Raw genomic sequence first — 19,803 nt, 5'->3', positions numbered from 1 at the left:
ACCGGAACGAACGACCAAGGGGGAACCATGACCGCACGCAAACTCGCCATGATCACTTTCCGGGGCCTGCAACTGAGCTTCTTCACCCTGGTGATCGCCTACGTCGGCTTCGGCTGGGGATACCCGTGGTGGTGGAACCTCCTGCCGCTGGCTCTGGCCTACGCGCTCGTCGCCGTGGTCAACCGGTGGGGCGGCGGCACTCCGGACGCCCCGCCCGCCGCCCGCGAGCCCGTCGAGGTCGACCCTCCCGTCACCGGCCGCTGGTCCGCGCTGAACAGCCCCGCCGACCGCACCCCGAGCCACGGCGTCCACGCCTACGGGCAGACCTACGCCATCGACGTGGTGGCCGAGCCGGAGCCGGGGGCTCGCCCCGCGTTCTCGCTGCTGTGGCCCCCCGCCCGCCGCCCCGGCGCCTACCCGGCGTTCGGCGCCCCGTTGCGTGCGGTGGCCGACGCCACGGTCGTACGGGCCGACGACCGACAGCGGGACCACCTCAGCCGCACCTCGCTGCCGGCGCTGGCGTACCTGATGCTCGTCGAGGGCTCGGTGCGCGAACTGCTCGGGGTCCGCCGGATCCTCGGCAACCACCTGGTGCTCGACCTCGGGGACGGCACCCACGCGGCCTACGCACACCTGCGCCGTGGCTCCCTCACCGTCCGCGAGGGCGACCGCGTGCGCGCCGGACAGGTCGTCGCCCGCTGCGGCAACTCGGGCAACTCCACCGAGCCGCACCTGCACTTCCAGCTGATGGACGGCCCCGATCCCGACACGGCGCGCGGTGTCCCGTTCACCTGGCGCGGCCTCGGGGTCCCCCGCAACCACGAGGTGTTCGAGGTCCCCGAACCGGACCCCGTCACCCCCGCATAGGCTGCCGCCATGCCACCGGCCAAGAAGCGCACCCGCTCCTACGATCCCGCCAAGATCCGTGCCGCCGTACTGGCCCAGTTCGGGCACGTGCACTCGGCCGTGCGCACCCTCACCCCCGAGCAGCTCGCCCTCCCCACCCGGCTCGGCGACTGGACGGTCCGGGACCTCGCGGCGCACGTGACCCTGGCGGTGGACGCGGTCAGCCGCACCCTCGACCGTCCCGAACCCGCCGGCGCCGAGCTGGTCCTGCTGGACTGGCCGTTCGCCACCGCGGACCGCGCGGCCGGCATCGACGACGACACCCGCGAGCTCGCCGCCACCCACCCCGGCCCCGACGACCTGGACGCCCTCTTCGCCGGCACCGGTCAGCGTCTCGCCGAGCGGCTGCCCGGCGCCCCCGGCACCCGCGTCCTCGCCACCCGCACCGGGGCCATGACCCTCGCCGACTACCTGGTCACCCGCACCGTCGAACTCGTCGTCCACACCGACGACCTCAACGCCGCCGTGCCCGGCCTGACCGTCCCCTGCGACCGCCAGGCCCTGGCCGCGTGCACCCGGCTGCTCGCCGACGCGCTCGCCGTGAAGGCCCCCGGCGGCTCGACGGAGGTGCGGGTCCCGCCGTACGCGGTGGTGCAGTGCGTGGAGGGGCCCCGGCACACCCGGGGCACCCCGCCGAACGTCGTCGAGACCGACCCGCTGACCTGGATCCGGCTCGCGACCGGTCGGCTGGCGTGGCGGGACGCCGTGGCGGACGCCCGGGTCAGCGCGAGCGGGGAACGGGCGGACCTCGGCGCCCACCTGCCCCTGATGGCCTGAGGGAAGCGAACGGAACCATCCCCTCCCCGCCCCCGTCCAAGGGGCATGTCCCCACACAGGCACCAGCAGCGCATGACCCTGACGGCCGTCGCCCTGCTCGTCCCCCTCGTGGCGGCCTGCGGCGGCGAGCGGGCGGGCGGCTCCAGCGGCTCCGCCCGGACCGAGGACGCGGTCACCGGCATCCGCTGGAGCGTCGACGGCGTCACCGTGGACGGCACCGCCCACCGTGCCCCCGCCGACGCCCACCTGACCGTCGACGACCGGGGCCGGGCCGAGGGCAGCTACGGCTGCAACACCTTCAACGCCCGAGCCGACCTGGACGGCGACCGCATCCGCCTCAGCGACACCATGTCCACGGAGATGGCCTGCGGCGACCAGCCCATGGCCTTCGAGCGCACGCTCGCCCGGGCACTCACCGACGGAACCCTCGAAGCCGAGGTGAAGGCCGGACGTCTGACCCTCACCACCGGCGACGGCGCCACCGTCCGCCTCAGCAGGTCCGAGGACCGTCCCCTCCACGGCACCAGGTGGCGGATCGACCTCCCCGCCGCCGACGGCCGCGCCCACCTGACCTTCGACACGAAGAAGGGCGTCGTCTCCGGCAGCCTCGGCTGCAACCACGTGAACGCCGAAGCCACCGTCCGCGACGGCCTTATCACCCTCGGCACGCCCTCCACGACCCGAATGGTGTGCGAAGACTCACTCATGACCGCCGAGAAGACGCTGCTGAGCCTCTTCGACGGCAGCGCCACCTACCGGATCGACCACCGGAACCTGACGCTGACCAGCGACGACGGAACCGAGGTCACGGCTTTCGCCACCGAGTGATCCACATCCCCGCCCGCATCCCCAATTCGGACCAGTGGTCGATCTCGCCTACACTCGGTGGCGTGCCACGTGGTGACGGACGACTCAACCACGACCTGCTCCCCGGCGAGAAGGGCCCCCAGGACGCTTGCGGCGTCTTCGGTGTCTGGGCTCCGGGCGAAGAGGTCGCCAAGCTCACGTACTTCGGGCTCTACGCCCTCCAGCATCGGGGTCAGGAATCCGCGGGTATCGCGGTCAGCAACGGCTCCCAGATCCTCGTCTTCAAGGACATGGGCCTGGTGTCCCAGGTCTTCGACGAGACCTCTCTCGGTTCCCTCCAGGGTCACATCGCGGTCGGTCACGCCCGCTACTCGACCACCGGTGCCTCCGTGTGGGAGAACGCCCAGCCGACCTTCCGGGCCACCGCGCAGGGTTCCATCGCGCTCGGCCACAACGGCAACCTGGTCAACACGGCGCAGCTCGCCGAGATGGTCGCCGCACTCCCCAAGGAGAACGGCCGCGCCCCCAAGGTGGCGGCCACCAACGACACCGACCTGATCACCGCCCTGCTGGCCGGCCAGCGCGCCGCCGACGGCGAAGCGGTGACCGTGGAACAGGCCGCGCACGTGGTCCTCCCGCAGGTCAGGGGCGCCTTCAGTCTCGTCTTCATGGACGAGCACACCCTGTACGCGGCCCGCGACCCGCAGGGCATCCGCCCGCTGGTCCTCGGCCGTCTGGAGCGCGGCTGGGTCGTCGCCTCGGAGTCCGCCGCCCTCGACATCTGCGGCGCCAGCTACGTTCGCGAGATCGAGCCGGGCGAGTTCGTCGCCATCGACGAGAACGGTCTGCGCACCTCCCGGTTCGCGGAAGCGAAGCCCAAGGGCTGCGTGTTCGAGTACGTGTACCTGGCCCGCCCGGACACCGACATCGCCGGCCGGAACGTGTACCTCTCGCGCGTCGAGATGGGCCGCCGGCTCGCCCGGGAGGCGCCCGTCGAGGCCGACCTCGTGATACCGACCCCGGAGTCCGGCACCCCCGCCGCCATCGGCTACGCGGAGGAGTCCGGCATCCCCTTCGGCGCCGGCCTGGTCAAGAACGCGTACGTCGGCCGCACGTTCATCCAGCCCTCGCAGACCATCCGGCAGCTGGGCATCCGCCTGAAGCTGAACCCGCTGAAGGAAGTCATCAAGGGCAAGCGCCTGGTCGTCGTCGACGACTCGATCGTGCGCGGCAACACCCAGCGCGCCCTGGTCCGCATGCTCCGTGAGGCGGGCGCCGCCGAGGTCCACATCCGGATCTCCTCGCCGCCCGTGAAGTGGCCCTGCTTCTTCGGCATCGACTTCGCCACCCGCGCGGAGCTGATCGCCAACGGCATGACCATTGAGGAGATCGGTACCTCGCTGGGCGCCGACTCCCTGGCCTACATCTCCATCGACGGCATGATCGAGGCGACCACCATCGCCAAGCCGAACCTGTGCCGCGCCTGCTTCGACGGCGAGTACCCGATGGACCTGCCCGATCCCGAGCTCCTGGGCAAGCAGCTGCTGGAGACCGAGCTGGCCGCCGGCACGGCCGCCCCGGCCGCGGTCGACGCGATCCGCCGCCCGTAGCCGGCCCGCACTACCTGCCGTACGACACGAAGGTTCTCATTAGCCATGTCTGAGACAACTGGTGCCAGCTACGCGGCTGCGGGCGTCGACATCGAAGCGGGTGACCGCGCGGTCGAACTGATGAAGGAGTGGGTGAAGAAGACGCGGCGCCCCGAGGTCCTCGGCGGCCTCGGCGGTTTCGCCGGACTCTTCGACGCCTCCGCCCTCAAGAACTACGAGCGCCCCCTGCTCGCCTCCGCCACCGACGGCGTCGGCACCAAGGTCGACGTGGCCCGGCAGATGGGCGTCTACGACACCATCGGGCACGACCTGGTGGCCATGGTCATGGACGACATCGTGGTGTGCGGTGCCGAGCCGCTGTTCATGACCGACTACATCTGCGTCGGCAAGGTCCACCCCGAGCGGGTCGCCGCCATCGTCAAGGGCATCGCCGAGGGCTGTGTGCTGGCCGGATGCGCCCTGGTCGGCGGCGAGACGGCCGAGCACCCCGGCCTGCTGGGCGAGGACGACTTCGACGTCGCCGGCGCCGGTACGGGCGTCGTGGAGGCCGACCGGCTGCTCGGCCCGGAACGCATCCGCCAGGGTGACGCCGTGATCGCCATGGCGTCCTCCGGTCTTCACTCGAACGGGTACTCCCTCGTCCGGCACGTCCTGCTGAACCAGGCGGGCCTGGCCCTCGAGACGGAGATCGCCGAACTCGGCCGCACCCTCGGCGAGGAGCTGCTGGAGCCCACGAAGATCTACTCGCTGGACTGCCTGGCCCTGACCCGCACCACCGACGTGCACGCCTTCAGCCACGTCACCGGAGGCGGCCTCGCGGCCAACCTGGCCCGGGTGGTCCCGGACGCCCTGCACGCCGTCGTGGACCGCTCCACCTGGACCCCGGCACCGGTCTTCGACCTCGTCGGCCGCACCGGCTCCGTGGAGCGCCTGGAGCTGGAGAAGACGCTGAACATGGGCGTCGGCATGATCGCGATCGTGCCCGAGGAGTCCACCGAGGTGGCGCTGGCGACGCTGGCCGACCGCGGTGTGGACGCCTGGGTGGCCGGCGAGATCACCGAGCGCGGCGAGCACACGACGGGCGCGGCCCTGGTGGGTGACTACGCGAACTGAGCACCGGGGTGCTGCCCGCGCGGAAGGCGTGCGGACAGCACAGAACCCGGTCGGTGACCGGGGTCACCGACCGGGTAAGAGCTCAGTGCAAGGTCAAGCGCCGCGACGCTGCGGCGAGGACTGGCTGTCCTCGTCCTCCTCGTCGTCCTCGTAGAGGTCGGCGTACTTTGCGTACAGGTCGTCGTCATGCTCATCGTCCTCGAACCGGTCACCGTTCGGTGACGTGTTCGACGTCGATGCGCCCAGCTCCTCGGCCAGGCGTGCGAGGTCCGTCCCACCGCTGTTGTACTTCAGCTGGCGGGCGACCTTCGTCTGCTTGGCCTTGGCCCGGCCGCGCCCCATGGCTCGACCCCCTCAACGACGGGGCTCGACGGCCCCAGAGTCTTGACACGCGTTCATGGTCCGGAACGGACTCTCCGTGGAGAGGCCGGTCCGTAGGGCTTCCACGGTACCTGAGCCCACGCCCATACGGTACGTCGCCCGCATGACGTGCCCGCGCCCAGAACCTTCGAGGCGCCCCGTCCTCGCTGGTCACTGGCGATTTTAACCACTTATCGGCGTTCGACCCGCCGGGAGAAGTGAGAGTTCTCTCGAAGTGCCCCCCGGCGGGTACCGGCCGAACGTGCGAAGGCGCCCCTCACCGAGGGGCGCCCGCACATTCATCGCACCGGTCGTGCCTCCGCCATCCGCTGCTCGGCGATCCGGTCGGCCGCGGCGGCCGGCGGAATCCCGTCCGCCTTCGCACGTGCGAATATGGCGAGCGTGGTGTCGAAGATCTTCGACGCCTTCGCCTTGCACCGGTCGAAGTCGAAGCCGTGCAGCTCCTCGGCGACCTGGATGACACCGCCGGCGTTCACCACGTAGTCCGGCGCGTACAGGATCCCGCGGTCGGCCAGGTCCTTCTCCACACCCGGGTGGGCGAGCTGGTTGTTGGCGGCGCCGCAGACCACCTTGGCGGTCAGCACCGGCACGGAGTCGTCGTTCAGCGCACCGCCGAGCGCGCACGGGGCGTAGAGGTCCAGGCCCTCCGTCCGGATCAGCGCCTCGGTATCGGCGACGGCCGTGACGCCCTCGGAGTGCCGGTCGAGGATCCGCCGCACGGCCTGCTCGCGCACGTCGGTGATCACGACCTCGGCACCCTCGTCGCGCAGGTGCTCCACCAGGTGGTGCCCCACCTTGCCGACGCCGGCGATGCCGACCTTGCGCCCGCGCAGCGAGGGATCGCCCCACAGGTGCTGGGCGGAGGCCCGCATGCCCTGGTAGACGCCGAAGGCGGTGAGCACGGAGGAGTCGCCGGCGCCGCCGTTCTCCGGGGAACGGCCGGTGGTCCAGCGGCACTCGCGGGCCACGACGTCCATGTCGGCGACGTAGGTGCCGACGTCGCAGGCGGTGACGTACCGGCCGCCGAGCGAGGCCACGAACCGCCCGTAGGCGAGCAGCAGCTCCTCGGTCTTGTCCTTCTCCGGGTCGCCGATGATCACGGCCTTGCCGCCGCCGTGGTCGAGACCGGCCATGGCGTTCTTGTACGACATCCCGCGCGCGAGGTTCAGCGCGTCGGCGACGGCCTCCTCCTCGGTCGCGTACGGGTAGAAGCGCGTACCGCCGAGGGCGGGGCCCAGCGCGGTGGAATGGATGGCGATGACGGCCTTGAGGCCGCTGGCGCGGTCCTGGCAGAGCACGACTTGCTCATGACCCCCCTGGTCCGACCGGAACAGGGTGTGCAGGACGCCGTCAGATACGTCGGTCACGGTGGTGACTCCTGAGTAAGTAGCGGCGGGGTGGAGACAGCTCCCGTACGGGTGGCGAGTGCTGTGAGCACGAGATTAGAGCCTGGGACCCGCGACGGACCCACAGTGTTCCGGATCACCCTCTCCCGGAGTACCGGCGTGGGACGATTTGCATGGATTTCCCGCAGGTCCGTGTGCGGGTTCCGCAGGTTTTCGCGACGGAGTGCGGGGGAGTGAGCAGGCGTGCCCAAGGTGTCCTCGGTGACCGTCCCCTACGCGACGTATCTGCGCGTGTACGAGCCGTTGGCCGCCTTCCCGGAGTCGGAGCGCGGTCACTGGGCCCGCTACGCCCGCCGGCCCGACCGCCCCTCGTACCAGGAGGAACTGCGGCGGGCCCTGGCCGACTTGGTGCCCACCCCGCCGGTCCCGGTACCGGTGCACGAGAGCGGCGACGCGTTCGTGCTCGAGGTCGACGGCGTGGTCTGCGTCTGCCCCTGGCGCACCCGGCTGCGCGGCTGGCAGGCCTTGGGCGAGCTCGCCGAGGACTTCCCGCAGCCGGTCCTGGACGCACTGCTGCCACCGGTCGTACGGCGCCAGGCGGCCCAGGACTACGAGCGCTGGCTGGCCGAGCACCCGGACGCCCGGCCCTGGATCCGCACGGCCACCTGGCAGGTTCCGATCAACTGGTTCGTGCTGGTCGCGGACGAGGAGCGGGAGTACGCCAAGGGTTTCGAGGGCGAGGCGCCCGTCCTGCGCTACCGCACCCCCATGGTCCAGGCCCGGCGGCGGGTCGCCCGGGGGCTGCGGGCGCTGAAGGACGCCATGGACGAGGGGCCGCTGATCGACGGCCTGGTGGACGTCGGCCGCTGGCTCGAGGAGTTCCACCCGCGCTCGCTGGTCGAACTGGACTACGGCGGCCTGGTGCACGCCCTGCCGGCCGGCGCGCTGGAGGACGACCACTCGGCGGCGGACGTGGCCGAGGGGATCGCGGCACTGCGCCGCGGCGACGGGGCCGCCGCGGGGGCGGCCTACGGGCGGCTGGTGGAGCGGTGGCGCTCGGTCCGGGACCTGCGGTCGGCGAACTGACGTTTGACCAAACGCCCTTCTTGGGGTTTCGTCTTCGCCCTGAGGTTCCGTCAATACGGGACCGACAACGGACGTAGGCGCCGTTCCGGGCGTATGTCCCAAGCGTGCCAAGCGTGACGGACCGCACTTACACGGCCCTTGCGCCCCTTGCCCCCCCTCATGCCAAAATAGGACAAGGAGTCCGGGGAGGACTCCTCCGTCCTGCTGTGCTCCACTATGGGCGGAATCTCAGCATTGCACGCTTTGGGGGGTCTGATGACTCCTGATCGCCGCTGTGACTGATCGTCACAGCGGCGTGACTGTCCGCTATGGCATGGTCCATCGGCTTCCGTCGCTGATGAACACCTGGGAGGGCAATTCCATCGGTTTGGCCGACGCGGCTGGACAGATGGTGTAGTTGTAGTGCCGAGGACAAGCCGTTCGTCCTATAACCGACTCGACTCGCGTCCGCCATTTCGGGCAACGCGGGTCAAGGTGCAGAATTTAGAGGAAAGAACCGAGAAGGTTCGGTTCTCCCGAGGAGGCCGCTCATGACCGCTCGCACCCCTGATGCCGAGCCGCTGCTGACCCCGGCTGAGGTCGCCACCATGTTCCGCGTCGACCCGAAGACGGTCACGCGCTGGGCGAAGGCCGGCAAGCTCACGTCGATCCGCACGCTCGGCGGGCACCGCCGCTACCGCGAGGCAGAGGTCCGCGCACTGCTCGCGGGCATTCCGCAGCAGCGCAGCGAGGCCTGAACAACTGAATAACCGGGCGAATCGGTGGGTCCCCCAACCCGCCGCGGCGCCCGGAATCCACAGCTCCAAGCGACGCGGGGACTGCCCCAACAGGCCCCTCACCCAAGCCGATCAGAGCGTCACCGGGCACCGAACCCGGGCAACTGAACAAGGGTGCGTCGTCGATCGCGCTGGACTCCGCCGGGTCCAGCGCGATCTTTTTTGTGCGCCGGTGGGGCGGGCCGGGCCGTCACTGCGGGGACTTGTGCGGGGACTTGTGCGGGGGGTGCTGCGCGGCCTTCCGGGGTCCCCCGCGCCGACCTCTCGGGGCAGTGCAATTGCACATATTAAATTGACCTGTTGTAGGAGAGGCGTAAGTACCTCACTTCCCAAAACTCATGCGGTGACACCCGTCACATACCACGCGGCTTGTTGCCTCTGGCGTATGTGCGCTAAAGAAACCGGGGGTTGGGAAGTGGGTCGGCCAGGTCACGCGGTGGCGGGACTCTGGTCCTCGAAGGGCTCGGCGGGCCGCTCGGGGGGCTGCGGGTCCTCCCCGGAGTCCGAGGGGCGCGGCGCCGAGTCCATCGCCAGGCGCAGCAGGTGGTGGCAGATCGGGCAGTGGCGGGTGAGATGCCGGTACGACGACGCGGCCGCCAGGTGCGCGCGGAGCAGGGCCCGCGTCTCGTGCCTCGCCGATGCCGCCATGGCTCACCTCCGGGAGACCGCACGGGCAGCGGCCCTGCCTTCTGGGGTACCGAGGGACACCGCCCCCGTCAAGACGCCCGGACGCCCGCCGGGAAGCGTCCCGGCCGCCCGCGGAGACCTCTCCGCCCTTTCCCCGCCGGAGCGCGCCCGCACGCCTCCGGGCTCGAACCCGCGCGTCCTGGCACGCACTCCGGCCCCGGGCGCGGACCCACGCCTCGGACGCGACTCGCACTCGGAGCACGACCCCTGCTCCCGGCTTCGGACGCGGAAGAGCCCGGGTCCGAAGACCCGGGCTCTTCCGGTACGCGGTCCTGACGGGATTTGAACCCGCGGCCTCCACCTTGACAGGGTGGCGAGCACTCCAAACTGCTCCACAGGACCAGGTTTCGCAGTGCGATTGGTGCGTTGCGCTGCGAGAAGAGACTGTACAGGAGGGTGGGCCCCGGGTCGAACTCACCCTGCGTACCGGACCCGTCACGCTCGATCCCGTCACGCGTAACCCGTCACGCGTAACCCGTCATGCGTACCGTCACGGCACCGCCGCGTCGATCGCCTTCACGATCCGCTTGTCCGAGACCGGATACGCCGTGCCCAGCGCGTGCGCGAAGTAGCTCACCCGCAGCTCCTCGATCATCCAGCGGATCTCCAGCACCTGCCGCGGCACCGGCCGGCCCTGCGGCATCTGCTCGAGCAGCCACGCGTACTCGTCCCGCATCTCCCGGACCTTCTCCATGCGGGTCGTGTCCCGCTGGACACCGGTCGGCATCTGCTGGAGACGCCGGTCCGCGGCCACCAGATAGCGCATCAGGTCCGGCAGCCGGCGCAGCCCCGCCTCCGTCACGAAGCCGGGCCGTACCAGCCCGTCCAGCTGCTCGCGCACGTCCTGGAGGTTCGGCAGCAGCGCGGGACTGCGTACGGCCTTCAGACGGCGCTCACAGGCCTGCCAGGCGGCCAGCACCTGCTGCACCTGGCCCACCGCGCGGACCGTCGTGTCGACGATCTCCGCGCGGACCTTGTCGTACAGCTTCCGGTACGACTCCTCGTCCCACACCGGTCCGCCGAAGTCCGCGATCAACCGGTCCGCGGCGGCCATGGCGCAGTCGTCGAACAACGCCTGGACCGAGCCGTGGGGATTCGCGGACAACGCCAGTTTCTGAGCGTTCGTCAGGCGATCGCTCGCGAACTTCGCCGGATTGACCGGGATGTTGCGCAGGATCAGCCGACGCGTGCCCTTCCACATCGCCTCCGCCTGCTCGGCCTCCGTGTCGAAGAGGCGGACCGAGACCGTGTCACCGTCGTCGACCAGCGCCGGATACGCCTTGACCGGCTGGCCGGCGCGGCGGGTCTCGAAGACCCGGGTCAGCGTCCCGATCGACCAGTCGGTCAGACCCGTGCGCTCCAGCGCCTCACCGCCCCGGCGCTCCGCCGTGGCCGCGGCCGCCTGCGACAGCGCCTTGCGGGCCTTCGGGCGCAGCCTGAGCTTCAGTGACTCCAGATCCTTGTCCTCGGCCAGCTTGCGACGCCGCTCGTCGACGATCCTGAAGGTGATCCTCAGATGGTCGGGGACCTTCGACCAGTCGAAGTCGTCCGCGTCGAACGGCACCCCGACCATGCGCTTCAGCTCCCGCGCCATGGTGGTCGTCAGCGGCTCCTGGAGCGGTACCGCCCGTTCCAGGAACGCCTTCGCGTAGTTCGGCGCGGGCACGTAGTTGCGCCGGATCGGCTTGGGGAGACTGCGGATCAGCTCCGTCACGACCTCCTCGCGAAGACCCGGGATCTGCCAGTCGAAGCCCTCGTCGGTGACCTGGTTGAGCACCTGGAGCGGGATGTGCACGGTCACGCCGTCCGCGTCCGCTCCCGGCTCGAACTGGTACGTCACCCGGAACGTGAGCGGCCCCTGGCGCCAGGAGTCCGGATAGTCCGCCTTGGTGACCTCCTCCGCCGACTCACGGATGAGCATCTCGCGCTCGAAGTCGAGGAAGTCGGGCTGCTCGTGCCGCTTGCGCTTCCACCAGGAGTCGAAGTGGGCACCCGACACCACGTGGTCCGGGACCCGCCGGTCGTAGAAGTCGAACAGCGTCTCGTCGTCCACCACGATGTCCCGGCGGCGCGCCCGGTGCTCCAACTCCTCCACCTCACTGAGGAGTCTGCGGTTGTCGGCGAAGAACTTGTGGTGCGTGCGCCAGTCACCCTCGACGAGCGCGTGGCGGATGAACAGCTCACGGCTGACCTCGGGGTCGATCCGGCCGTAGTTCACCTTGCGCTGTGCCACGATCGGCACGCCGTACAGCGTGACCTTCTCGTAGGCCATCACCGCCGCCTGGTCCTTCTCCCAGTGCGGCTCGCTGTACGTGCGCTTGAGCAGGTGCCCGGCGAGGGGCTCGACCCACTCCGGCTCGATCTTCGCGTTGACCCGGGCCCAGAGACGACTGGTCTCCACCAGCTCGGCCGACATCACGAACCGCGGCTGCTTCTTGAACAGCGCCGAACCGGGAAAGATCGCGAACTTCGCGTTACGAGCACCGAGGTACTCGTTCTTGTTGCCGTCCTTGACGTCCTTCATGCCGATGTGCGAGAGCAGACCGGCCAGGAGGGAGACGTGCACGCGGTCGGCGGGGGCGTCCTGGTCGCTGAGGTGGATGCCCATCTGCTTGGCCACCGTGCGCAACTGCGTGTAGATGTCCTGCCACTCGCGGATGCGCAGGAAGTTCAAATACTCCTGCTTGCACATCCGGCGGAAGGAGGACGACCCGCGCTCCTTCTGCTGCTCGCGGATGTACCGCCAGAGACGGAGATAGGCGAGGAAATCGCTCGTCTCGTCCTTGAAGCGGGCGTGCTGCTGGTCGGCCTGGGTCTGCTTGTCCGCCGGACGCTCACGCGGGTCCTGGATGGACAGCGCCGCGGCGATCACCATCACCTCGCGCACACAGCCGTTGCGGTCCGCCTCCAGCACCATGCGGGCCAGACGCGGGTCGACGGGCAGCTGGGCCAGCTTGCGGCCGGTCTCGGTGAGCCGCTTGCGCGGGTCCTTCTGGGCCGGGTCGAGCGCGCCGAGCTCCTGGAGCAACTGCACACCGTCGCGGATGTTGCGATGGTCCGGCGGGTCGATGAACGGGAACTTCTCGATGTCCCCCAGGCCGGCCGCGGTCATCTGGAGGATGACCGAAGCGAGGTTGGTGCGCAGGATCTCCGCGTCCGTGAACTCCGGGCGGGCCTCGAAGTCCTCCTCGCTGTACAGGCGGATGCAGATGCCGTCCGACGTACGACCACAGCGGCCCTTGCGCTGGTTGGCACTGGCCTGCGAGACCGGCTCGATGGGCAGGCGCTGCACCTTGGTGCGGTGGCTGTAGCGGGAGATGCGGGCGAAGCCGGGGTCGATGACGTACTTGATGCCCGGGACGGTGAGGGACGTCTCGGCGACGTTGGTCGCCAGGACGATCCGCCGTCCGCTGTGCTGCTGGAAGACGCGGTGCTGCTCGGCGTGCGACAGGCGGGCGTACAGCGGCAGGATCTCGGTGGACCGGTACTGCTTCCTGGTGAGCGCGTCCGCCGTGTCGCGGATCTCCCGCTCGCCGGAGAGGAAGACCAGGATGTCCCCCGGCCCCTCCGCCACCAGCTCCTCGACGGCGTCCGTGATCGCGGTGATCTGGTCGCGGTCGGTGTCGTCGGAGTCCTCCTCCAGCAGCGGGCGGTAGCGGACCTCGACGGGATAGGTGCGACCGCTGACCTCGATGACCGGGGCGTCGCCGAAGTGCCGGGAGAAGCGCTCCGGGTCGATCGTCGCGGAGGTGATGACGACCTTGAGGTCGGGACGCCTGGGCAGGAGCTGGGCCAGGTAACCCAGCAGGAAGTCGATGTTGAGGGACCGCTCGTGGGCCTCGTCGATGATGATCGTGTCGTAGGCGCGCAGCTCGCGGTCGGTCTGGATCTCGGCGAGCAGGATGCCGTCGGTCATCAGCTTGATGAAGGTGGCGTCCGGGTTCACCTGGTCGGTGAAGCGCACCTTCCAGCCGACGGCCTCCCCCAGCGGCGTGTCCAGTTCCTCCGCCACACGCTCGGCCACGGTGCGGGCGGCGATGCGGCGGGGCTGGGTGTGCCCGATCATGCCGCGCACACCGCGTCCCAGCTCGAGGCAGATCTTGGGGATCTGCGTGGTCTTCCCGGACCCGGTCTCACCGGCGACGATCACGACCTGGTGGTCGCGGATGGCGTCGGCGATCGCGTCCTTCTTCTGGCTGACGGGCAGCTGCTCCGGGTACCGGACCTCGGGCACGCGAGCCCGTCGGCCGGTCATCCGCTCCTCGGCCCTGACGACCTCCGCCTCGATCTCGGCGAGAACGGTGGCCCGGGCCTCCGGCTTGCGAATCTTGCGTGCGCCTTCCAGCCTGCGCCCGAGCCGGTGCGCGTCACGCAACGACAGCTCGGTCAGACGGGGGGCCAGGGCGCCGACGGCGGGGGTGGGGGCGGGGTGCGTGGACATACGGGATCCAGGATCTCATCCTCGGGAAATTCGTGGCTAACGGTTTTGCCGACGTACGAAAACACCCCCTCCGGGATCCCGGAGGGGTGGTAGCGAGCGAGGGACAGATAGTGGAGCTCTGAGCGCGGTCGCCTGCCGACCGACGGTGAGGAGGACGACGCCGGTTGCAGTCGTGCCGGCGATCGTCGCCATGGCTGCCGCCCGGTCGGGCTGCACAGCTCCAGCGAAAATACTGACACTCGAAGTCACGCCGACAAGCGTGACGCCCGAAGCGACCAACCAATTGCGCCTACCGGGAGTGACATCCGTCTCACTCGGCAGGGGGCGGGCGGTCGTCACTGCAGTGCCACACGGGTATGACCTCTGGTGTCGCGACAATGTCCGGCGGCCCTCTTGTTGGTAGCAGGGGGCCTCAGCCTTGCCCAGGGCAGGCTGCGGCCGTGGGCCGGCGGTAGCGCCGTCGGTGGCGCTGAGACCAATTGATGGGCACTGGCAGCCCAACGGTCGAGAAACGTGTGCTGCACCACAGTTGTCGTCTCTTCCGCCCGAAGTGCAGTGTGGCGGGCCCGCCGCCGCGCGCTCGCCGCCGCCTCGCCCTGCTCAACCAGGGCGCCGGCGCGAGCGTGCCGGGGGTGCGGCATGAGGGCCAAGACCGCTCTGCCAGCCGTCGCGATGACGGCCGTGTCCATGGTGCCGGCCGTCGCCTGGCTCCCGCTCGCCGTCAAGGCCCCGTGGCTCGTGCACGCGATGTGGGAGCGCACCGCGCTCACCCCGTCGCGCTGGACGCGATCCGGGGAATTCAGCAGGAGGCCCGCGACGAGGCGGCCGTGGCCCGCGCCTGGCTGCGGGCGGAAGCCGCGACCGAGGAGACTCGGCTGACACCGCAGTTGGTCAAACCCAAGACGCTCGCCTCGGTCCGCACCGTTCCGCTTCCGCCGGATGTCGTGAAGGCGCTCACAGAGCATCGTGAGCGTCAAGCACAGGAGCAAGCAGCGGCTGGCACGGCTTGGAAGGAACACGGGCTCGTCTTCACGTCCCGCATCGGGAGCCCACTGGAACCGGACAACCTACGCCGCTGGAGCTGGTATCCGCTGCGGCAGCGCATCGGAATCAATCTCCGCTTCCATGATCGGCGCCAGTCGGCTTTCTCGCTACTACTCGACCTCGGAGCGCCACCACACATCGTGCGACAGATCGTCGGTCACAGCGATATCGGTGTGATGATGAAAATCTACGCCAGCGTCTATGGAGGAAGCAACGTAAGGCCCTGAGGAAGCTGAGCGACTATCTGTACTGAGGTCTGTATGCACGGATGACGCCGCGGTAAGTCAACCGTGATCGGCTGGAGCGCCAGACGCTTGACGTACCGGCCCACCCTGTCGAGGTGAAACGATCATCCATCGCATCCGAGGTATCTGCAGTTTCATGTGATCACTCTGAGCTCATATTTAACGTCCTGCTCATTGTGTAACTGCATGTGTCTTAATGACTCAAAGTAGCCTTGAGGCCAATGCCCTCCGAACGGGGGATGGGGCGTTCCTTATTGACTGCCTCGGTGTCCGGCAACAGAATTTTGTCGCCGAGCTTATTAGGGGGCTTCGTGGCAGAACGAACAGCAACAAATGACCCGCGATGGAACTTGGCAGCGCAACGTTCCGCTGTTGACGGCGACTTCAGGGCCAGGCTCTTGAGTGATCCGCAGACCGCTCTTGCTGAAATGGGTATTGAGGTCGGCGGGCTGAAGTTGATCGTCGAGGAGTATAAGGACGACACCCTGATTCTGGTATTGCCGCCTCTGCTTTCTCGGCGATCTTCCGAAGGGGCTGGAGGCGAAGGCGGTCCGTACTCAACGCCGAGATCACCAGAGCTTGTGGCTCCCGCCATGTGCGCTCTGTCGGAGCCGGATGACGACCGTGTCGTGTACGGGCAGCAGAAGTGAGGGGGCGGAATGGCGCAAGTCGCAAATAACTTCTGGGGTGTCGTCATCATCCTGGAGCACGAGGACGTCGACACGGTGGTGACTCTGGCTAAAGAAGGTGCAAGCCTTTCAGCCTTCATAGCCGCGGCACTTCCTGGCCTGGGTACAGCGATTGCAGGGGGAGTGACTGCTTACCTCACTGCAGAGGCGGCCCTGATCTCCAGCCTCGACAACGGGAACGGTGTCTACTTGACAACGCCCTATTGGGCGCCAGGTATCTTCGTTCCCACGTCACGCCCTCTCGAAAAGATCGGACTCCCTCCTGATTGGGCGAAGAGGAGCAGTGGGAAGTTCCGGACCGAAGACTCGTCTGATCTGCTGTCCTACGACATTCAACCCAATGCCGTTGGGTCGGATGCGGTCGAGTTCAAATTGACAGCGCAAAGAGCAGACATGTGGTGGAAAACGCTAGTCCTTCGAGACGGGGAAGGAGGTAGTTGGAATATCACTATCGACCCGTCTGGGGGAGTGATGGAAGCGCACAATGGCCTATGGGCACATCAAGTGAACAACGGTCAAGCGCTATCACTGTACAAACCGAAACAGTTCGGGCTGAGTACCTGGGTGTTGGACATATTGCACCTAGAAAATCTCACCGCCGGCAGAAGGGTCACCTTCACATGGCTTCAGTCTTGAGCCCAGCTTGGAGCCGGCCGCGTGACTGTCTCGCGGCGTGCGTTACGTCCTGAAGGATGGGCACGGTCCGAGTCGGTCGGCGAAGATCGCAGGGTCGGACGTCTCCGTTGGCGGACGCGTTGGCGTAGTCGACACAAGGACACCCCCTCCGGATGGTCCCGGAGGGGGTGTTTGCCCTGATCGGGCAGTGGTGGCTGGGGCCGGGGTCGAACCGGCGACCTTCCGCTTTTCAGGCGGACGCTCGTACCAACTGAGCTACCCAGCCACGAGGTTTCACGTGAAACCTCAGCGGTCCTGACGGGATTTGAACCCGCGGCCTCCACCTTGACAGGGTGGCGAGCACTCCAAACTGCTCCACAGGACCAAGCTTCGTACGACAGTGTCGCACAGGGTGGTGCGTGCCCCCAACGGGATTCGAACCCGTGCTACCGCCTTGAAAGGGCGGCGTCCTAGGCCGCTAGACGATGAGGGCTATCGGCCCGCCTGGGCGCTTCTCAGCGCGTCGGGGACGTGAGAAGCATATGGGATGGGGGGAGGGTTCGCCAAAACGGTTTACGGCGCGGTGGGCGAGGGGGCCGAGGAGGGGCTCTGCGAGGGACTGGGGGACGGTGTGGCCGCGCCCGGTTCGTTCTCCTCCGCCAGGTGGCGGCTGACCTCCGCCGTCGTCAGGCCCAGACCGCCCAGCTCGATCGAGTCCCAGGCCTGGAGACTGCGGGTGTCGCGGTCGAAGTAGAGGATCGACGCCTCGATGGGGTCGGGGTACTTGCCCTCCACCGCGCGCAGACCGCTGCCGCCGGTGGAACCCTCCACGCGGAGCCGGGTGCCGTACTTCATGACCTCCGTCTCCTCGTGGTGGATGTGGCCGGCCAGAACCAGGGGAACTGTGCCGTCGACCTCGCGGGCGGCCGAGGGTTCGTGCGCGACGGCCACGTCGACGGGTGTTCCGGTGGCCCGCTGGTCGCGCAGGGCGGAGGCGAGGCGGGCGCCCGCCAGCTCCTGGGACGGTTCGCTCCCCGGTGCCTTCGAGCGGTCCGGGGTGAACTGCGGATCGCCGATGCCGGCGAAGCGCAGGCCGGCGACGGTCCTGGCGCGCCCGTCGTCGAGGACGTGGACGTTCTTCATGCGCTGCAGATAGCGCTGGGTGACCAGGGAGTCGTGGTTGCCGCGGACCCAGACGTAGGGGGCGCCGAGGTCCTCGATCGGGTCGAGGAAGCCGTTCTCGGCCGCCGTGCCGTGGTCCATGGTGTCGCCGGAGTCGACGATCACGTCCACCTGGTACTGCTCCACCAGGGAGGCGATGATCTTCCAGCTGGCCGGGTTGAGGTGGATGTCGGACACGTGCAGCACCCGGATCGTGCTCGGGTCCGGCTGGTACGCGGGGAGTGTGGTGGTGGCGTCGTACAGCTTCGTCACGTTGGTCACCAGGCGGGCCAGCTCCTTCTGGTAGACGTCGAACTCGGTGACGATGCTGCGGGCGTTGCCGACCAGGGAGGGCGCGGAGGAGAGCAGCCCCGAGAACCGGGGTTCCAGGACCGACTCGGGGTTCCAGGTGGCGTACGCGGTGCCGCCCGAGGCGGCCAGGAGGCCGAGCGCGAGTCCGCCGGCGGCCAGGGCGCGGCGGGGGCGGCGGTAGACGGCGAGGCCGAGGGCGGTGGCGCCGGTGACGACGGCGACGCAGGAGCGCACGGCCAGGTCGGCGGTGCCGTGTTCGACGTCCCGGGTGACTTCGTCCTGGAGGCCGGAGAGGCGCTCCGGGTGGTCGACGAGGGCCTGGGAGCGGTCGGGGTCGAGCTGGTCGACGTTCACGTCGAGGCGGACCGGGGCGATGTGGCTGTCCAGCTGGAGGGCGCCCAGGGGCGAGATGTTGATCTTCGTGCCGCCGGTGAGGGACGGGCGCAGGGTCATGGTGGTGTTCATGGGCCCGACCGGGACCCGCACGTTGCCCACGACCAGGAGGCCGAGCCAGGCGCCCAGGAGCACCACGGTGACCAGGCCGAGGGCGCGGGTCCAGGGGTGCGGCTGAGTGGTGAGCGCGACGGGGGCGGGGGCGGGCCGGCGGGTGCGGTAGGTGTCGGCGAGGGCGAGCGGTGCCCTGCGGACGCGGTGTCGGATCTTCACGAGGATGTTCGGGGTGGCGGCGGGGACGCGGGCCATTGATCCCGTATGCCCAAGTCGGGAGCCGGATATGCGAGGTGGCCGCCGGACTCGTACGGACGGGTCGTGCCCGACAATGGCTCTGTGCTGGAGATGACGCGCGAGGAGTTCGAGGAGCTGGTCGCCGAGGCGCTCGACCGGATCCCGCCGGAGCTGACGCGGCTCATGGACAACGTGGCGGTGTTCGTCGAGGACGAGCCCCCGGCGGACGACCCCGAGCTGCTCGGGCTCTACGAGGGAACGCCGCTGACCGAACGGGGCGAGTGGTATGCGGGGGTGCTGCCGGACCGGATCACGATCTACCGGGGACCCACGCTGAGGATCTGTGAATCGCGGGAGGACGTCGTCGCCGAGACGGAGATCACCGTGGTGCACGAGATCGCACACCACTTCGGGATCGACGACGCCCGGCTGCACGCCCTCGGCTACGGATAGGCCGTTCGCGTGTCTTCTGCCGGGCGGCGGGAGTTGGGCAGGTCGACCCTGTACTCCACCCGGAGGTGGCCCCGTGCGCCGCTTGTACGTACCTGTCCGCCTGGCCGCCACGGTCGTGGCCGTCACCGCTGCCGCCGGCTGCATGAGCGTCGGTGAGGACGGCGCCGACGGGAGCGGCGGGCCGTCGCACTCCACGGGCCGGTCGGGCGGTGACGCGCCGGACGGAAGTTCGGCGGTGGGCGGCGGCGGGCCGGGGTACGGACCCGCGGCGGCCGGTGGTGAGCGCGGGGACCACGCCCCGCACGGCAAGGACGGCAAGGACGGCAAGGGCGAGGGAAAGCACCGGGGCGAGGGGCGAGGTGCGGCGCGGGAGGCGCCGTCGGCCGGGGAGCCCCAGGCGCCGGGGAGGAGCCGGTCGGGGCGGCCCGACGACGGGTCGCGGGGGCCCGGTGGGCCGCCCCCCGACGACCGTCCCGTGCCGTCGGCGCCCGGCCGTCCGTCCGAGCCGGAGCCGACGCCGACGCCACCGGAGCCGTCCTCGCCACCCCAGCCGACCCAGGCGGAGCCGTCGTCCTCGGCACACGAGCCGCCGGGGACCCAGTTGGCGCAACTGGAGCCGGCCCCGCAGGCGGGGGCGCCGGTCTGATCGGATCCGCCGCTGACCTTCGGT

General features: G+C 69.4%; 17 protein-coding genes, 4 tRNA genes and 1 pseudogene. 13 read left to right on the top strand and 9 right to left on the bottom strand.

Features of this window, described 5'->3' with window-relative positions:
* Positions 1-27: 27 nt before the first annotated feature.
* From ACFYOV_RS05000 to purM, 5 genes are all read left to right on the top strand, one after another.
* Entirely contained in the window at positions 28-867 is an 840-nt protein-coding gene (locus ACFYOV_RS05000) for a M23 family metallopeptidase (RefSeq protein WP_389082929.1), read from the top strand.
* A gap of 9 nt (positions 868-876) precedes the next feature.
* On the top strand, positions 877-1,683 hold the full coding sequence (locus ACFYOV_RS04995; RefSeq protein WP_389082927.1) for a sterol carrier family protein: 807 nt from the start codon (positions 877-879) through the stop codon (positions 1,681-1,683).
* Between the two features lie 45 nt (positions 1,684-1,728).
* Entirely contained in the window at positions 1,729-2,511 is a 783-nt protein-coding gene (locus ACFYOV_RS04990) for an META domain-containing protein (RefSeq protein WP_389082924.1), read from the top strand.
* A gap of 62 nt (positions 2,512-2,573) precedes the next feature.
* Positions 2,574-4,100 carry an amidophosphoribosyltransferase gene (purF, locus tag ACFYOV_RS04985; protein WP_389082922.1) on the top strand — a complete coding sequence of 509 codons (1,527 nt, stop codon included), beginning with the start codon at positions 2,574-2,576 and terminating at the stop codon, positions 4,098-4,100.
* A 45-nt stretch (positions 4,101-4,145) separates the two neighbouring features.
* Entirely contained in the window at positions 4,146-5,213 is a 1,068-nt protein-coding gene (purM, locus tag ACFYOV_RS04980) for a phosphoribosylformylglycinamidine cyclo-ligase (RefSeq protein WP_389082919.1), read from the top strand.
* A 93-nt stretch (positions 5,214-5,306) separates the two neighbouring features.
* Here purM and ACFYOV_RS04975 read toward each other — a convergent pair whose 3' ends face one another.
* Positions 5,307-5,555, bottom strand: a complete 249-nt coding sequence (locus ACFYOV_RS04975; protein ID WP_389082917.1) for a DUF3073 domain-containing protein — start codon at positions 5,553-5,555, stop codon at positions 5,307-5,309.
* 317 nt (positions 5,556-5,872) lie between these two features.
* Positions 5,873-6,961, bottom strand: a complete 1,089-nt coding sequence (locus tag ACFYOV_RS04970) for a Leu/Phe/Val dehydrogenase (RefSeq protein ID WP_389082915.1) — start codon at positions 6,959-6,961, stop codon at positions 5,873-5,875.
* Positions 6,962-7,183: 222 nt separating this feature from the next.
* Between ACFYOV_RS04970 and ACFYOV_RS04965 the strand changes: the two genes are divergently transcribed.
* A complete protein-coding gene (locus ACFYOV_RS04965; RefSeq protein ID WP_389082913.1) occupies positions 7,184-8,026 on the top strand; it encodes a hypothetical protein in 843 nt (280 codons plus the stop codon).
* A gap of 530 nt (positions 8,027-8,556) precedes the next feature.
* Positions 8,557-8,763, top strand: a complete 207-nt coding sequence (bldC, locus tag ACFYOV_RS04960; protein ID WP_003949541.1) for a developmental transcriptional regulator BldC — start codon at positions 8,557-8,559, stop codon at positions 8,761-8,763.
* Positions 8,764-9,231: 468 nt separating this feature from the next.
* Here the strand turns inward: bldC and ACFYOV_RS04955 are convergent, their stop codons facing one another.
* From ACFYOV_RS04955 to hrpA, 3 genes are all read right to left on the bottom strand, one after another.
* Entirely contained in the window at positions 9,232-9,450 is a 219-nt protein-coding gene (locus tag ACFYOV_RS04955; RefSeq protein WP_389082911.1) for a DUF6274 family protein, read from the bottom strand.
* Between the two features lie 306 nt (positions 9,451-9,756).
* Positions 9,757-9,831 (bottom strand) — tRNA-Asp (locus ACFYOV_RS04950).
* Positions 9,832-9,979: 148 nt separating this feature from the next.
* The gene (hrpA, locus tag ACFYOV_RS04945) at positions 9,980-13,930 is read right to left on the bottom strand and encodes an ATP-dependent RNA helicase HrpA (RefSeq protein ID WP_389082908.1); all 3,951 of its coding nucleotides are present in this window, start codon (positions 13,928-13,930) and stop codon (positions 9,980-9,982) included.
* A gap of 564 nt (positions 13,931-14,494) precedes the next feature.
* On the opposite strand from hrpA, the pseudogene ACFYOV_RS04940 reads away from it, so the two are divergent.
* The 4 genes and pseudogenes from ACFYOV_RS04940 to ACFYOV_RS04925 form a co-directional block, all read left to right on the top strand.
* Positions 14,495-14,811, top strand: a pseudogene (locus tag ACFYOV_RS04940) (protein spdB); the annotation flags it as partial.
* Between the two features lie 63 nt (positions 14,812-14,874).
* A complete protein-coding gene (locus tag ACFYOV_RS04935) occupies positions 14,875-15,201 on the top strand; it encodes a tyrosine-type recombinase/integrase (RefSeq protein ID WP_389084049.1) in 327 nt (108 codons plus the stop codon).
* A gap of 284 nt (positions 15,202-15,485) precedes the next feature.
* On the top strand, positions 15,486-15,869 hold the full coding sequence (locus ACFYOV_RS04930) for a hypothetical protein (protein ID WP_389082906.1): 384 nt from the start codon (positions 15,486-15,488) through the stop codon (positions 15,867-15,869).
* A 9-nt stretch (positions 15,870-15,878) separates the two neighbouring features.
* Positions 15,879-16,544 carry a hypothetical protein gene (locus tag ACFYOV_RS04925; protein ID WP_389082903.1) on the top strand — a complete coding sequence of 222 codons (666 nt, stop codon included), beginning with the start codon at positions 15,879-15,881 and terminating at the stop codon, positions 16,542-16,544.
* Between the two features lie 188 nt (positions 16,545-16,732).
* On the opposite strand, the gene ACFYOV_RS04920 is transcribed toward ACFYOV_RS04925, so the two are convergent.
* The 4 genes from ACFYOV_RS04920 to ACFYOV_RS04905 all read right to left on the bottom strand — a co-directional run bounded on the left by ACFYOV_RS04920 (position 16,733) and on the right by ACFYOV_RS04905 (position 18,698).
* Positions 16,733-16,809: transfer RNA gene (locus ACFYOV_RS04920), tRNA-Phe, on the bottom strand.
* Positions 16,810-16,833: 24 nt separating this feature from the next.
* Positions 16,834-16,908, bottom strand: a tRNA-Asp gene (locus ACFYOV_RS04915).
* 35 nt (positions 16,909-16,943) lie between these two features.
* Positions 16,944-17,016, bottom strand: a tRNA-Glu gene (locus ACFYOV_RS04910).
* An 80-nt stretch (positions 17,017-17,096) separates the two neighbouring features.
* Complete coding sequence (locus ACFYOV_RS04905; RefSeq protein WP_389082901.1) at positions 17,097-18,698, bottom strand: metallophosphoesterase; 1,602 nt, start codon at positions 18,696-18,698, stop codon at positions 17,097-17,099.
* An 84-nt stretch (positions 18,699-18,782) separates the two neighbouring features.
* Here ACFYOV_RS04905 and ACFYOV_RS04900 point away from each other — a divergent pair, with 84 nt between their 5' ends.
* A complete protein-coding gene (locus ACFYOV_RS04900; protein ID WP_189696131.1) occupies positions 18,783-19,133 on the top strand; it encodes a metallopeptidase family protein in 351 nt (116 codons plus the stop codon).
* A gap of 73 nt (positions 19,134-19,206) precedes the next feature.
* On the top strand, positions 19,207-19,779 hold the full coding sequence (locus tag ACFYOV_RS04895) for a hypothetical protein (protein ID WP_389082898.1): 573 nt from the start codon (positions 19,207-19,209) through the stop codon (positions 19,777-19,779).
* Positions 19,780-19,803: the final 24 nt, after the last annotated feature.

The sequence above is a fragment of the Streptomyces sp. NPDC005931 genome (genome assembly GCF_042871235.1).
In the GTDB taxonomy this organism is placed as follows: domain Bacteria; phylum Actinomycetota; class Actinomycetes; order Streptomycetales; family Streptomycetaceae; genus Streptomyces.
Note: the sequence above shows the minus strand (reverse complement) of the source record. Positions and strands in the feature narration are given on the sequence as shown.